This is a genomic window from Kitasatospora sp. NPDC088264 (assembly GCF_040685715.1).
In the GTDB taxonomy this organism is placed as follows: domain Bacteria; phylum Actinomycetota; class Actinomycetes; order Streptomycetales; family Streptomycetaceae; genus Kitasatospora.
On the sequence record NZ_JBFBIR010000011.1, the window covers coordinates 76692 to 89725 of the forward strand.

A 13034-nucleotide genomic window follows, 5' to 3' on the forward strand; every position below is an offset into this window, starting at 1 on the left:
GATCCTGCGATCCGACCGCTGCGCGCTGCTCCGGCCCAGGCTTTCCGCTCCGCATACTGCGGAGCGTATCGGGTAACTCACCCTGTGTGCCTGGCGGGTCGAACTGCCGGGGCGCCGGAGCACAGGGGAGGCGGCCGTGGCGGTCGTGTTCGACGCGGACTTCACTTCGGCCAGACAGTGGACCGCCGGGCGCAGCAGTGCCTACCCCCGGATGGGGCCGACCAACCGGAGCGACCACAAGCTCGACTATCTCGGCCGCGGCTACTGCCCGGGCGGCGTGTTCAGCGCCACCCGGCGGCTCGTCGGCGGGCTCTGGACGTGCAACCTGCTCACCACCGAGGGCAGTCCGGACGGCTTCCAGGCCCGCACCGGCGACCAACTGTCGGCACGCATCACGCTGCCCGTCGGGCTGGGTGCCTGGCCGGCCGTCTGGACCTGGCGGGGCGGCGGCAACGAGGTCGACCTCTTCGAGTACCACCCCGACCATCCGGACCTGTTGGAGTTCTCCAACCACGTCCGGGGCGGGTACCGGTACTGGCACGGCGCCGGCTCGGGGATCGCACCCGGGGCGACCTTCGACCTGCGGGTCGTGCTCGGCGCGAACTCGGTGGACTGGTACGTCGGGGACGAGCTGGTCTACGCGGACCTGCACGGGGTCGGTCCCGCCTGGCAGGCGTACCTGATCGTCAACCTGTCGGTCGCGGACGGCACGTACCACGACCGGCCGCCGCTGCAGGGGCCGGACCGGCTCAGCTGGGTCTGCCACAGCCTTCAGGTCGAGCGCTGAGCGTCCCGTCTCACGGGGCGAAGGTGGCGGTGACCGGGCCGCGCGGGCCGGAGCGCTGGAACCAGACCGTCCGGCGGTGCGCACCGATGTGCGCGGGGTGGGCCACGTACAGGTCGTCGCGCGGGGCGCGTTCGTTGCCGGGGGCCAGGGCCGCGTCCACGGCGCGTGCGGCGATGGCGCGCAACAGGGCGGTGGCGGTCGCTTCGGCCGCGGGCGGTGCGATGGCGAGCACGGTGAGTTCGGCCCAGAGCGCGGTGGAGACGTAGCTGATCGGGGAGTGGCCGAGCGCGGGGTGGGGGCGGTGGTCCCCGTGGCGCCGCAGCACCCCGGCCGCGACGAGCTGCTCGGGCGAGCGGTCGTCGGCCGGCGGGTGGTGGTTCATGGGCGGCAACGCTACCCCGGTGGGCCGGGCGCTGAGCGCCGGAACGTTTTCTCAGGCTTTCTTCAGGGCGCTTCGGTCCGGTGCGGGCGCACGATGGTGGTGAGGCGCTGGTCACCTCGGCGGGCCCCGGCTACGGGGCCGGAGGAGGAGGTCCCGATGAGGTACTGGCACGGACACGGCCACGTTCTGGGTGGCTGGGGCATCGGCGTGATGGCGATCTTGACTCTGCTGGTCCTGCTGGTCCTGGTGCTCGCCGCCATCGCCCTGTTCCGGTACGTGTCGCGGTCGCGCCGGCCGCTGCCGCACGGCCCGGCGGGTCCGGGTGCGGCGGCTTCGGGTGCGGCGGGGCCGGGGTGGGGCGCGCCGCACGGCGCGGTGGCCGGGCCGACGCCCGAGCAACTGCTCGCGGAGCGGTTCGCGCGTGGCGAGATCGACACCGAGGAGTACCGGCACAGGCTCGACACGCTGCGCTCGGTGAACGGGCCGGGTGACGGCTGAGCCGGGGCGCGGGCGGGCCCGCCACACGGTGGTACGTGTGGCGGGCCCGTCTGTGGTGGCGGCCTGGCCGGCGTTTGCGTAGCCCGTTCGGCCTACTCGGCGTGCGTGGCCTGCTGGGCCTATTCGACGACCAGCTCGACCGGGATGTTGCCGCGGGTGGCGCGCGAGTACGGGCAGACGTCGTGCGCCTGCTTGACCAGCTGCTCGCCGGTCCCGTCCGCGAGCGCCTCGGGCAGTTCGACGCGCAGCACGACGGCCAGGCCGAAACCGGCGCCGTCCTTGCCGATGGACACCTCGGCGGTGACCGAGACCTCGCTGGTGTCGACCCGGGCCTGGCGGCCGACCAGGCCGAGGGCGCTGGCGAAGCAGGCCGCGTAGCCGGCCGCGAACAGCTGCTCCGGGTTGGTGCCCTGGCCGCTGCCGCCGAGAGCGGGCGGCATCGCCAGCGCGAGGTCCAGCTGCCCGTCGGAGCTGACGGCGCGGCCCTCCCGGCCGTTGGCGGTGGCGGCTGCGGTGTAGAGCGCGTCCATGGTCGGTTCCCTTCGTGTGTTCCGGCGGCCGCCCGGGCCGCCCTCTGGAGATAAGTAGAGCACGCAATTCAATTGCGCACAACTAAATGGCGTGAGGGTGATCGGTACCATGGAGCCATGACCACGCTCCCCGGCATGGCGGACGAGGAACTGCTCCGCCTCGACCAGCAGATCTGCTTCTCGCTGAACGCGGCCTCCCGGGCCTTCGGTGGCGTCTACCGGGTGCTGCTGCGTGACCTCGGGCTCACCTACCCCCAGTACCTCGTCCTGCTCGTGCTCTGGGAGGACGGCGACCTGCCCGTCAAGCGGATCGGCGAGCGCCTGCGGCTCGACTCCGGCACGCTCTCCCCGCTGCTCAAGCGGCTGGAGGCGGCCGGACTGGTGCGGCGCGAGCGCAGCCCGGAGGACGAGCGGTCGGTCACCGTCAGCCTCACCGCCGAGGGCTCCGCCCTGCGCGAGCGGGCCGGACAGGTGCCGCGCCGGCTGTTCGACGCGACCGGGCTGCCGGTCGAGGACCTGGCCGCGCTGCGCGTACTGCTGGAGCGGGTGACCGCCGCGCTCGACTCGGCGGTGGTGGAGCCGGCGCCGTAGTCGCGGCATTCGCCCTGTCAAGTCGGACGGCCCGCAGCCTGTGACGTGGGTCACGTGCGCCTGGGTCCCGGGCTCCTGTCGGGGCCGAACCGGCAGGTCAGCGCCGGTGTTCGAAAGTGAACGGAAACGGTCGCCAATTGTCCGCCCGATCCGGTCAACAACCCGGGCCGCCCGGACGGTTACACCACGAGCCCCCAGGGGCCGTCGGCGTGCCACCCGGTGGGCCGGCCAGCTGACCCACGAAAGGGGGGCGCGTGTGCTGAACACCCCCGGGCCGGGCGAGAAGCGGGACCTGCGGGCGGACCCGCTCGGCGCGCTGCCGGCCGACTTCGAGGCCTTCTTCACCCGCGAGCACCCGGGCTACCTCCGGTACGCCCAGCAGCGCCTGCGACATCGCGAGGACGCGCAGGACGCCGTCCAGAACGCGGGCGCCACGCTCTACAAGAACTGGCGCCGCGCCCTGGCCAGCGCCGACCCGCAGGCCTTCGCCTTCAAGGTCGTCAAGGACGCGGTGGTGGACCTCCTGCGCGAGCGCCGCCGCGCCGAACGCAAACGGCTGCGCGTCATCGCGCAGCGCCGGCCCGACACCAGCCAGGACGAACTGGACCAGCTCGCCGAACTCGATGCGCTGGACTGGGCGATGGAGGAACTCGCGCGCGCCGCCCCGGTCCAGGCCGACGTCGTCCGGCTGCGCCAGGCGGGCCTGTCCTACCCGGACATCGGCCGCAGCCTCGGCATCGCGCACACCACCGCCCGCACCTACTACAGCCTCGGGCGACGCCACCTGGAGTACCTGCTGGAGCAGCCGGACGACGGGCAGGCGCCGTGAAGGTCACCGAACTGCTGCGGGCGGACGCCGCCCTGCTGGAACGCGAGTTCCGCGACCACGACCCGGCCGCCTTCACCCGTCGGCTGGCCGAGCGGCTCGCCGCCGCCCGCCGGCCCGCGCCGCCTGCCCGCGAACGCCCGGCCCGCCCGCCCGCGAACGCCCGGCCGCCGCACGCCTTCGGCGAGCCCCCGTGGGCCGGCGGCCGGACGGAGCTCCGACGCGACCTGCGGCACCTGTGCGCCACCGTGGCGGGCGCGGTGGAACCGGGCGAACTGGCGCTGGACCTCGAACTCGCCGAGAAGACGGCCTTCCGCACCCTCGGCTGCCTGCTCTACGGGATGGGCCGCACCGCGGACGGCGTCTTCTGGTGGCGGATCGCGACGCAGTACGGCGACCGGCTGGCCGTGCACTGCCTGGCCGTCCACTATGCGGCCGAGGGCGAGACCCGGGACGCGGCCCGCTGGGCCGCCCAGGCCGAGGACCTCAGCGCCCCCGGCCACCTGCCCGCCCTGGCCCCGGACGCCGGGCCGGGCGGTGCCGCGCAGCTGGCGCGGGAGCTGGCCGAGCGCTACGACGGCGAGATCCTGCTGACGCTCAGGGACGTGTTGGCGGTGCGCCCGGGGGCGGACGGCGGACGGCTGGGCCTGCGGTCGGTGCGGGGGAGAGGGGTGGTGCGCATCCGGTGAGCCGGGCGCTGGTGGGTGGAGGGCTGTGGTGGTGTGGGGCCCGGCGGCTCTGACAGCGGGCCGGCCGCCGAGGGGCGGCTCACGCGAGCCCGGTGATGAGGGCGGGCTCACGCGAGCCCGGTGATGGCGTCGCCGACGTACTCGGCCCCGATCACGGCCAGCACGGTGGTCGTGATCGCCGTGCTGTGGGTGGCCAGCCAGGCCTTCCACTCCCCGAGGGTCCGCGCCGAGCGGTCCCCGCGGAGCAGGTGGACCCCGAGCGGAAGCAGCGTGCACAGCGAGCCGATCAGCACCATCAGCGCGGCGGCCACCACCGTGCCGCCGATCCCGGCCGTACTGGCGGCGATCGAGGCCGCGCCGCCGACGGCCAGTGCCAGGTTCTTCGGGCCGGTCGTGACCAGGGCCACCGCGAGACCGGCCGACCGGCCCGCGCTGAAGCGGCCCACCTCCCGCATCCACCTCGGCGGCGCGGTGACGTGCCCCGCGCGGGGCCGGTCGCGCCACCGCTTCCAGGTCATCAGGACGAACAGGACGCCCAGCGCGAGCTCCAGCCAGTACGGCCAGTCCGGCCGGCCGCCACCCGAACCCAGTGCTCTGCCCGCCGCCACCACGACCGCCACCACCGCCGCCAGGCCGGCCGCCCAGCCGGCCGCGAAGGCGAGCCCGATGGTCCGCCCGCGCGGTGCGGCCAGCATCAGGACCACCGCGACCAGCGCCGGCGGGCTGATCGCGATGCCCACCGCCGACGCCAGCATCGAACCGACCGCCTCGCCCATCCCGCTCCCGCCTCCTCGCCGTCGCCCGGGCTCGCCCGGCGGGGCCGCCGTCCGGGCCCGCCTCCGGTGGAGCCGCTGCCCGGGGCGTCCGGTGAAGCCGTCGCCCGGGCCCTGCTCCCGCCGGGCACACGTCTGCCCCATTCAGCTACGCCCGGGGCCGCCGTGCACGGCCGGGGCCGCTGTGCGGGTGAGGCCCGGAGGGCTCAGGCCCGGAACGGCCGCAGCTCGCCCGGAACCGCCGAGGGCCGCCGCACCGGTGTGGTGCGGCGGCCCTCGGACGTGGTCACGGCAGCGGATCAGTCGTTGCCCGACTCGATCGCAGCGCTGTCGAGCGCGGTGGACTTGGCCGCCAGCGCCTCGGCGTCGGGGCCGGCGGCGGCGATCGGTGCCGCCCCGCCGGGCGCCAGCTCGCCGATCAGGCCGCTCCACGGCGCCAGCTGGCCGTGCACCGCGTACTGCTCCAGCTTGCTGCGCGAGTCGGCGATGTCGAGGTTGCGCATGGTCAGCTGGCCGATGCGGTCGTCCGGGACGAACGCGGCGTCGACGCTGCGCTCCATGGACAGCTTCTCGGGGTGGTAGCTGAGGTTCGGGCCCTGGGTGTCGAGCACCGAGTAGTCCTGGCCGCGGCGCAGTCGCAGCGTGACGCTGCCGGTGACCGGCTGGCCGACCCAGCGCTGGAGGCTGTCGCGGAGCATCAGCGACTGCGGGTCGAACCAGCGGCCCTCGTACAGCAGCCGCCCGAGCCGACGGCCCTGGGTGTGGTAGGTGGCGACGGTGTCCTCGTTGTGGATCGCGTTGAGCAGCCGCTCGTAGGCGGTGTGCAGCAGCGCCATGCCGGGGGCCTCGTAGATGCCGCGACTCTTGGCCTCGATGATGCGGTTCTCGATCTGGTCCGACATGCCCAGGCCGTGGCGCCCGCCGATCCGGTTGGCCTCGTGCACCAGCTCGACGGCGTCGGCGAACGCCCGGCCGTTGATGCGGACCGGACGGCCGAACTCGAACTCGATCGTCACGTCCTCGGTCTGGATCTCGACCGCCGGGTCCCAGAAGGCCACGCCCATGATCGGGCTGACGATCTCCATCGAGGTGTCCAGGTACTCCAGCCGCTTGGCCTCGTGGGTGGCGCCCCAGATGTTGGCGTCGGTGGAGTAGGCCTTCTCGGCGGAGTCGCGGTACGGCAGGTCGCGCTCGGAGAGCCAGGCGGACATCTCCTTGCGGCCGCCGAGTTCGGTGACGAACCGCTGGTCCAGCCACGGCTTGTAGATCCGCAGGCTGGGGTTGGCGAGCAGGCCGTAGCGGTAGAACCGCTCGATGTCGTTGCCCTTGTAGGTGGAGCCGTCGCCCCAGATGGAGACCTCGTCCTCGCGCATCGCGCGGACCAGCAGGGTGCCGGTCACGGCGCGGCCGAGCGGGGTGGTGTTGAAGTACGTCTGCCCGGCGGAGCGGATGTGGAAGGCACCGCAGGCGAGGGCGGCCAGGCCCTCCTCGACCAGCGCCGCCCGGCAGTCGACCAGCCGGGCCTGCTCGGCGCCGTAGGCGCGACCGCGGGCCGGGACGTCGGCGAGGTTCGGCTCGTCGTACTGGCCGATGTCGGCCGTGTAGGCGTAGGGGACGGCGCCGTGCTCGCGCATCCACGCGACGGCGACGGAGGTGTCCAATCCACCGGAGAATGCGATGCCGATCCGTTCACCGACCGGCAGCTTGCTCAAGACCTTCGACATGCATGCACCCTTGACCCGCGAGGCGCGGGCTCCTGACTTAGCGACGTGTGAGGGGATTCGGCGTATCCGATGCCCGCACTCTGGCATAGGTTTGCAGAGTATCGCAAGAGCATACGATCGGCTCGGCGAGGGGTGGCCGCTCCTGTTGCCGCCCCTCGCCGTGGCCGATCGGTGGTCGCCTGGCCTCAACCCGGCTTTCTCCCAGGCGCGTTGGGTGGCCGGACGCCGGGGAGAGGAGTCAGGAGGCGCTGTCGGCGTCCGGCCCCTGGGCGCGCAGGCGGCGGACGTTCTCCAGCGACTCGCGCAGTTCGGTGAGCCAGGTGTCGGAGTGGCGCTGCACCAGGCGGACGCACCAGGCGAGCGCCTCGCTGCGGCTGCGGGCGACGCCCGCCTCCACCAGGGTGTCGAGCACCTGCCGTTCGGGCTGGCGCAGCCGGGTCATGACGGGGGCGGAGACGGTGGTGAACATGCCCCTCAGGTCGCCGCACTCGGCGCCCCAGGAGACCTTGCGGCCGTAGCGGCGCTCGGCCTCCCGGGCGACGGCGATCCGGGCGTCCCTGGTCCGGTCGCGGAACTCGGCGATCCGGCCCTCGGACGCCGCTTCGCGCTCGGCGTCCGAGGCCGTCCGGTCGAGGGTGGGCTCGGTGATGCGGCCGACGACGGTGATCTCCTCGCGGTCCGCGGTGATCTCGACGAGATCGGTGAACAGGTCGGCGGGGAGGCGGCCGGTGAACCACCCCCGGAGCTCTTCGGGTGAGGTTGTAATCATGTAATCAGCATTACTCGGGGTGGGGGTGATCGCAAGACCCCGGGGAGGAGCGCCGGGGGGAGTGTCGGAGGGCCGTCAGCGTGCGGCGGAGACCGGCATCCGGGCCCGGGCCCGGATGCGCAGCCAGGGCGTCCGGGCGGCCAGTGCGCCGAGGCCTAGCGCCACCAGGTGCCCGGCGTCGGCCAGTTGCTGGTCCAGCGCCCAGGTCACGGCCAGCCCCAGCCCGAGCGCGGGCAGCCCGAACCGGCGCAGCGGGGCCGGGCCCAGGGCCAGCAGGCAGCCGGCGGTGCCGACCAGCCCGTAGCTGATCCCGACGTCACGCGCCCGGGACAGCGCCCCCGGGATCCGGGCGGTGAGCATCACCCACATGGCGCCCTCGGTGAGCAGGGTGGCGCCCAGGTGGCCGAAGACGAAGACCGCGCCGGCCCGGGCCGGGCCCCAGCGCCACTCGGCCAGGCCCAGCACCACGGCCACCGCCGCGATGCCCGCCCAGGCGGGCACCCCGTCGACCACCAGCCCGCTGGTGAACATCGTCCACCACTTGCCGACCTCCATGTGGTGGACGTTGCTGCTGTTGTGCCGGACGAACCGGGCCCGGGCGCCGTGGCTCTGGCCGGCCAGCCAGCAGGCCGTCGCGGTCAGCAGCAGCACGTACACCGTGGTCAGCCGCAGTCGGTCCGCCACGCGCAGCGCCGGGTGCCGAGCTCCGGGACCGGCGTCGATACCCGCAGGTGCGGTCGTCGTGCCGCGCTCGCTCATCGTGCCCGTCGCCCTCGCTGTGCGGTCCCGGTGGTGCCGCCCGGCAGCCCCCGGCGGCCCGTTCCGGGCGGTCAGAGCGCCAGCGTACGCCAGCCCCGGGTGATCTCCTCGCGGACCGAACTCGCGTTCGGTGCCGGGACGCCCGGGGCCGGAGCGGCCGTCAGCAGCTCCAGCAGCGCCGCGCCGTCCGCCGGGCGCCCGGCCGGGTCGGCGTTCAGCGCGCGGACCACCACGGCGGCCGGCGCCGGGTCCAGGGCGTGGACGGCGGCCGGCGCGGCGGGCTCGGGCCCGGTGTCCACGATCCGCCGGATCACCGCGCCCGTGCTGGTCGCCGCGAATGGGCTGGCGCCGTGCGCCGGGTCGGCCTGGGTCGGGACGTGCGCCGGGGGTTGCTGGGCCCCGGCGGCCGGTGCGTAGACCGTCCGCGAGACCCGGTCACTCGAAGGGCGCACCGCGTAGACGCGCCGGGGGCCGCCCCGGGTGAGGGTGAAGGGAACCGTCGAGGAGGCGCCGATGACCGGTGGCACCACCAACGCGCCCGGACACCGGCGCCCCTGGTGGGCACGCCTCGCGCACGCGGTCCGGACCTACGTCCGCCGGGCCCCGGGCACCTACGTCTGGCTGGCGATCCTGCTCGCCACCACACAGGTGATCCGCCACGTCGACAGCGCGACCGCCGACCGGATCCTGGAACGGCGCTCGACCAACCTGCACCACCTCCAGGTCTCACCGGTGCGCGTGCTGATCACCAGTGCGCTGTGGATCGCGGGCGGCGGCTGGCTGAGCTACTTCCTGCTCTACAACCTCTTCCACGTACCCGCCGAACGCTGGCTCGGCACCCTGCGCTGGATCTCGGTGGCGATGATCGCGCACGTCGGCGCGACCTACCTCAGCGAGGGCCTGCTCGGGTGGGCGATCCACCGCGGCATCGCCCCGCCGAGGGCCGTCTACACCCTCGACTACGGCGTCAGCTACGCGCTCGCCGGGGTGGTCGCGGTGCTCACCTATCTGATCGTGCGGCCCTGGCGGTACCTGTACGTGGCCGGCGTGCTGGTCTTCTACGGCCTGGGCGTCGCGCAGAGCCGGGACTACACCAGCATCGGCCACTTCAGCGCCGTGCTGATCGGCCTGGCCTGCTACCCGCTGACCCGGGACCGCCCGGGCTCCTGGGACCCGGTTGCCACGGGCCGGCTCGTCCGACGGCGGCTGCGCCGGCGTTGACGGTGGTGGTGGTGGTGGCGGCGGTGGTGCTTGGTGGCTGCTCCGTGGTGGTGGCGGCGTCGACGGATCAGCCGGTGCGCGGGGGGTCCGGGGCGGGCGTGCCCAGGTAGACGTTCAGCGGGGGCCCCTGGGCCAGCACCGCCCCCGCCGTGACGGAGAAGGTGACGGCGGCGCAGAGCGCGATCAGCCAGGACAGCAGTATCAGCACCAGCCCCAGCGAACCGTACTGGGCCAGACTGCGGTTCAGCGCGCCCGGCATGTAGACCCGGGCGGTCAGTGACATCGCGGTGGCCGCGGCGGCCGTCAGCAGCGCGCCGGGCAGCAGCGGCAGCCAGCCGACCCGGGCGCTCAACAGCAGGTGGGTGGTCCACCACCAGACCACCAAGGACGCCGCGAAGGTGAGCGGCAGGCCCAGCCAGAAGCCGACACCGAAACCGTCCCGCAACGAGCCCTGGAAGAGCAGCACCGTCAGCCAGGCCACGATCCACAGCAGCCACCGCCAGGCCGCCGCCCGGGTACCGGCCTTCGGCAGCCGCCAGGCGTGCTCGCAGACCCGGGCCACCGCGCGGCTGCAACTGGTCGCCGACAGCAGTGCCATCAGCACGCCGATGATTCCGGTGGTGCCTCGCAGGTCCCCGGTGCCGTACAGCGCCTGGCGCAGCTCCTGATCCGAGGCGCCGGAGACGCCGAACAGCGCGCGGAGCGAGGCCACCAGCTGGTCCCGCACATCGGGCGGGGCGAACGCGGCCACCGCGAACAGCAGTGGTACGGAGGTCAGGAAGATCTGGGAGGCCATCCGGGTGGCGGCGTCCAGCAGTCCGGGGGAGAGCAGCCGGGCCGTCAGCTCGGTGATCACCGGGAAGCGCCGCTCGGCCTCGACCCGTGCCCGCTCCCACTGCCCGCGGCCCCGGGCCAGCCGCTCCCCCCAACGGCCGGCGGCCTCCCTCACCGACCTCATCCCTCGGTCCTCCCGCAGCGGGGCAACGATCCGCCCCAGTCAAGGCCAGCCCGGCCCGCCCCGCCACCGGAGGTGTCCGTCCGCAGGCGGGTGGGCGGCGTCGGGCGGCGGCATCGGGTGTGGGGATCGGGGACGGGGAACGGGGACGGGGAACGGGTGTGGTGTGGTGTGGTCGTGGGTCTACCGTCGGGGCGGCGGGCTCATGGGGCTCGTGGGACTCCGCCCGATGAGCGTGTTGAGCACGTTGAGGGCCGCCTTCTTGCGCTGGGCCTTGCGCGACCAGACCGCCGGGCAGACGACCCCGAAGAAGAACAGCAACACCACGACGAGGCTCGGGGCCGCCGAGATGATCGCGATGGTGTTGTTGCTCTGGAATCCGGCCGCGACCGGGCCTGCGCCGGTCGCGGCGACTCCGGCCGGAGCGAGCCAGCGGGGGCCCGGTGCGGGCGGTGCGGTGCCCGTGGCCTGGGCGCTTCCGCCCGACGCGGGAATCCCCGTACCCTCGTGCATGTAGTTCTCCGGGTGTTGATGGGGCTACGAGTGATGACGGCTTCCTGTTGACGCAGGGAGCCGTCGCTCCGTTGTGGGGCGTACGGCTCGTACCGACAGTGGCTACGATGACAGAGCCGTGGAAGGCCAAAAAACCGCAGAAAACATCGCGGGACTTGAGAAAGTTGATGTTGGTCCAGGTCAGAGGCGCACTGGCGTCATCGATGTGACTCACATCACAGGAAATGGGAGAGGAACTGTGAGGAATCTCACGGTGGGGATATGGCGCGCAGGCTCCCGCTGAGTGGAACGGGCCCGCTGGTCTCCTTTGCCCGCGAGCTCCGCGAACTCAAGGAACGCTCCCGGGGCACGGTCGAGACGGTCGTCGCGCGAGGCGCCTCGCGGACGGCGGTCTACGCCGCCCTGAACGGATCCCGCCTGCCGAGCGCCAAGAACCTGGACGCCATGGTCGAGGCGTGGGGCAGCGGCAGCGAGCTCGAACGGCGGCAGTGGCACGACCGGCGACGTTCCGCCGAGGAAGGCCTCGCGGAGGCGGCCCGGCGGCAGGGCGCGGCGACGGCCGGCCGCACACCCGAGGAGGAGGACTTCACTCGCGCGCTGCGCGGACTGTGGAGCAAGGTCGGCGACCCGTCGACCGAACGGGTGGCGCGCCACTGCGACCTGAGCGCGCGAACCCTCGACTCCTACCTGGACGGACGGACCATTCCGACGGAGTCGCGGCTTCGCGAACTCTTCGACGGGCTGTCCGCGCTGCGCGCCGATGACAGCGCCTGGCTGGCGGCCACCCGGGACACCTTCATCGGGGAGGTGCTCTTCCGCGCCCAGACGGCGCGGCAGGAGGAGCGGGCGAGGGTCAGGGAACTGGCCACGGCCCTCCCGGAAGGGCAGGCTCCCGTCGAGTTCGGCCCGTTCCCCGACGGCATCGGGCCGGTGCCGGGCGTACGACTGGGCCAGGAGTTCGACAACCGGCGGACGCTCTCGCTGGCCGGTGTGCACCGGCCGCTCCAGGCCGGTATCTGCGGTCTGCGAGAGCTCGGCGCGGAATCGATCGTGGTCTCCGGTGGGTACGAGGAGGGCGAGGACCTCGGTGATGTGATCCTCTACACCGGGGAGGGCGGGCGAAGCCCGCAGACGGGGCAGCCGGCCCGGAACCAGCAGCTGACGCGCGGCAACGCGGCCCTGGCGACGAGCGCGGCGACCGGGGCCCCGGTTCGCGTGGTCCGGGGAGTCACCACCGCGACCCGCTCCTTCTACCGCTACGACGGGCTCTTCCGGGTCGAGGACCTCTGGTCCGAGACCTCCTCCGACGGTTTCCTCGTGTGGCGGTTCCGCCTGGTCGCCCTTCCCCCGGCCGAACAGGCTGCGGCAGTCGCCCGGGTATCGGATCGGGTGACGGCTCAGGTAGCGGCTCCGGTGACGGATCGGGTATCGGATCGGGTGACGGCTCCGACGGATGAGGACGGTCGGGAGGCGGGGCCGGTCCGATCCGCGACATCGATCGAGCGCGTCGTCCGGAACACCGCGATCGCCACCCACGTGAAACGTGCGCACGACTACACCTGCCAGGTGTGCGGTGTCCGCATGGTGGTCCCGGGCGGCGCCTACGCCGAGGCCGCACACATCACGCCCCTGGGGAGACCGCACCACGGGTCGGACACCGTCGACAACGTTCTCTGCCTGTGTGCCAACCACCACGTGCTGTTCGACTTCGGCATGCTGATCGTCAACGACGACCTCACGGTGGTGAGTCGCGACGACAGCTCCGTGCTGGGCCGGCTGCGAGAGGCGGCGGATCACGTCGTCGACCGGAAGCGCCTCGCGGAGCACCGGCTGCGGCACGGGGTTCCCCGGCACGAGGGCATGCGCTGACCCCTGTCCGGGCCGGGCAGGAGCAGAACCGGTTGTGCTGGCCCAGCCGTTGCGGTGAGGGCCGGTCGTCCGGCGGTCGCGAGGCTGCTGCCCCGCCCGCTCGTGGTGAGCGGGCGGGGCAGCGGATTCGGCCCGGGGGGTGGGGATT

16 protein-coding genes are annotated in these 13034 nt (G+C 73.5%); 7 read left to right on the plus strand and 9 right to left on the minus strand.

Annotated elements, in window-relative coordinates:
• Positions 1-136: 136 nt before the first annotated feature.
• Positions 137-787, plus strand: a complete 651-nt coding sequence (locus AB0O82_RS11740; protein WP_363582615.1) for a beta-glucanase — start codon at positions 137-139, stop codon at positions 785-787.
• Positions 788-797: 10 nt separating this feature from the next.
• On the opposite strand, the gene AB0O82_RS11745 is transcribed toward AB0O82_RS11740, so the two are convergent.
• Positions 798-1169, minus strand: coding sequence for a hypothetical protein (locus AB0O82_RS11745; protein WP_363582617.1), 372 nt, complete (start codon positions 1167-1169; stop codon positions 798-800).
• A gap of 156 nt (positions 1170-1325) precedes the next feature.
• Here AB0O82_RS11745 and AB0O82_RS11750 point away from each other — a divergent pair, with 156 nt between their 5' ends.
• Positions 1326-1667 (plus strand): SHOCT domain-containing protein, encoded by a 342-nt coding sequence (locus AB0O82_RS11750; protein ID WP_363582619.1) that lies wholly within the window; start codon positions 1326-1328, stop codon positions 1665-1667.
• Positions 1668-1786: 119 nt separating this feature from the next.
• Here AB0O82_RS11750 and AB0O82_RS11755 read toward each other — a convergent pair whose 3' ends face one another.
• Positions 1787-2197 (minus strand): organic hydroperoxide resistance protein, encoded by a 411-nt coding sequence (locus AB0O82_RS11755; RefSeq protein ID WP_363582621.1) that lies wholly within the window; start codon positions 2195-2197, stop codon positions 1787-1789.
• A 117-nt stretch (positions 2198-2314) separates the two neighbouring features.
• On the opposite strand from AB0O82_RS11755, the gene AB0O82_RS11760 reads away from it, so the two are divergent.
• The 3 genes from AB0O82_RS11760 (at position 2315) to AB0O82_RS11770 (ending at position 4303) form a co-directional block, all read left to right on the plus strand.
• Positions 2315-2788 carry a MarR family transcriptional regulator gene (locus tag AB0O82_RS11760; protein ID WP_363582623.1) on the plus strand — a complete coding sequence of 158 codons (474 nt, stop codon included), beginning with the start codon at positions 2315-2317 and terminating at the stop codon, positions 2786-2788.
• Positions 2789-3044: 256 nt separating this feature from the next.
• On the plus strand, positions 3045-3617 hold the full coding sequence (locus tag AB0O82_RS11765) for a sigma-70 family RNA polymerase sigma factor (RefSeq protein ID WP_350882705.1): 573 nt from the start codon (positions 3045-3047) through the stop codon (positions 3615-3617).
• The gene (locus AB0O82_RS11770; RefSeq protein WP_363582625.1) at positions 3614-4303 is read left to right on the plus strand and encodes a hypothetical protein; all 690 of its coding nucleotides are present in this window, start codon (positions 3614-3616) and stop codon (positions 4301-4303) included. The genes AB0O82_RS11765 and AB0O82_RS11770 overlap by 4 nt, the downstream gene beginning before the upstream one ends.
• Positions 4304-4410: 107 nt before the next feature.
• Here AB0O82_RS11770 and AB0O82_RS11775 read toward each other — a convergent pair whose 3' ends face one another.
• The 5 genes from AB0O82_RS11775 to AB0O82_RS11795 all read right to left on the minus strand — a co-directional run bounded on the left by AB0O82_RS11775 (position 4411) and on the right by AB0O82_RS11795 (position 8858).
• On the minus strand, positions 4411-5079 hold the full coding sequence (locus tag AB0O82_RS11775) for a GAP family protein (protein WP_363582627.1): 669 nt from the start codon (positions 5077-5079) through the stop codon (positions 4411-4413).
• Positions 5080-5375: 296 nt separating this feature from the next.
• Positions 5376-6800 carry an argininosuccinate synthase gene (gene argG, locus AB0O82_RS11780; RefSeq protein ID WP_063350707.1) on the minus strand — a complete coding sequence of 475 codons (1425 nt, stop codon included), beginning with the start codon at positions 6798-6800 and terminating at the stop codon, positions 5376-5378.
• 238 nt (positions 6801-7038) lie between these two features.
• Positions 7039-7569: a hypothetical protein gene (locus tag AB0O82_RS11785; protein ID WP_363582629.1), complete on the minus strand. Its 531-nt coding sequence runs from the start codon at positions 7567-7569 to the stop codon at positions 7039-7041.
• A gap of 75 nt (positions 7570-7644) precedes the next feature.
• Positions 7645-8253 carry a rhomboid-like protein gene (locus tag AB0O82_RS11790; protein WP_363582631.1) on the minus strand — a complete coding sequence of 203 codons (609 nt, stop codon included), beginning with the start codon at positions 8251-8253 and terminating at the stop codon, positions 7645-7647.
• A gap of 146 nt (positions 8254-8399) precedes the next feature.
• Positions 8400-8858: a hypothetical protein gene (locus AB0O82_RS11795; RefSeq protein WP_363582633.1), complete on the minus strand. Its 459-nt coding sequence runs from the start codon at positions 8856-8858 to the stop codon at positions 8400-8402.
• On the opposite strand from AB0O82_RS11795, the gene AB0O82_RS11800 reads away from it, so the two are divergent.
• Complete coding sequence (locus tag AB0O82_RS11800; RefSeq protein WP_363582635.1) at positions 8842-9549, plus strand: rhomboid-like protein; 708 nt, start codon at positions 8842-8844, stop codon at positions 9547-9549. The genes AB0O82_RS11795 and AB0O82_RS11800 overlap by 17 nt on opposite strands.
• 67 nt (positions 9550-9616) lie before the next feature.
• Here the strand turns inward: AB0O82_RS11800 and AB0O82_RS11805 are convergent, their stop codons facing one another.
• Positions 9617-10507 carry a YhjD/YihY/BrkB family envelope integrity protein gene (locus AB0O82_RS11805; RefSeq protein ID WP_363582637.1) on the minus strand — a complete coding sequence of 297 codons (891 nt, stop codon included), beginning with the start codon at positions 10505-10507 and terminating at the stop codon, positions 9617-9619.
• A 180-nt stretch (positions 10508-10687) separates the two neighbouring features.
• Positions 10688-11017 (minus strand): hypothetical protein, encoded by a 330-nt coding sequence (locus AB0O82_RS11810; protein WP_363582638.1) that lies wholly within the window; start codon positions 11015-11017, stop codon positions 10688-10690.
• A gap of 261 nt (positions 11018-11278) precedes the next feature.
• On the opposite strand from AB0O82_RS11810, the gene AB0O82_RS11815 reads away from it, so the two are divergent.
• Complete coding sequence (locus AB0O82_RS11815) at positions 11279-12886, plus strand: YDG/SRA domain-containing protein (protein ID WP_363582639.1); 1608 nt, start codon at positions 11279-11281, stop codon at positions 12884-12886.
• The last annotated feature ends 148 nt before the right edge of the window (positions 12887-13034 follow it).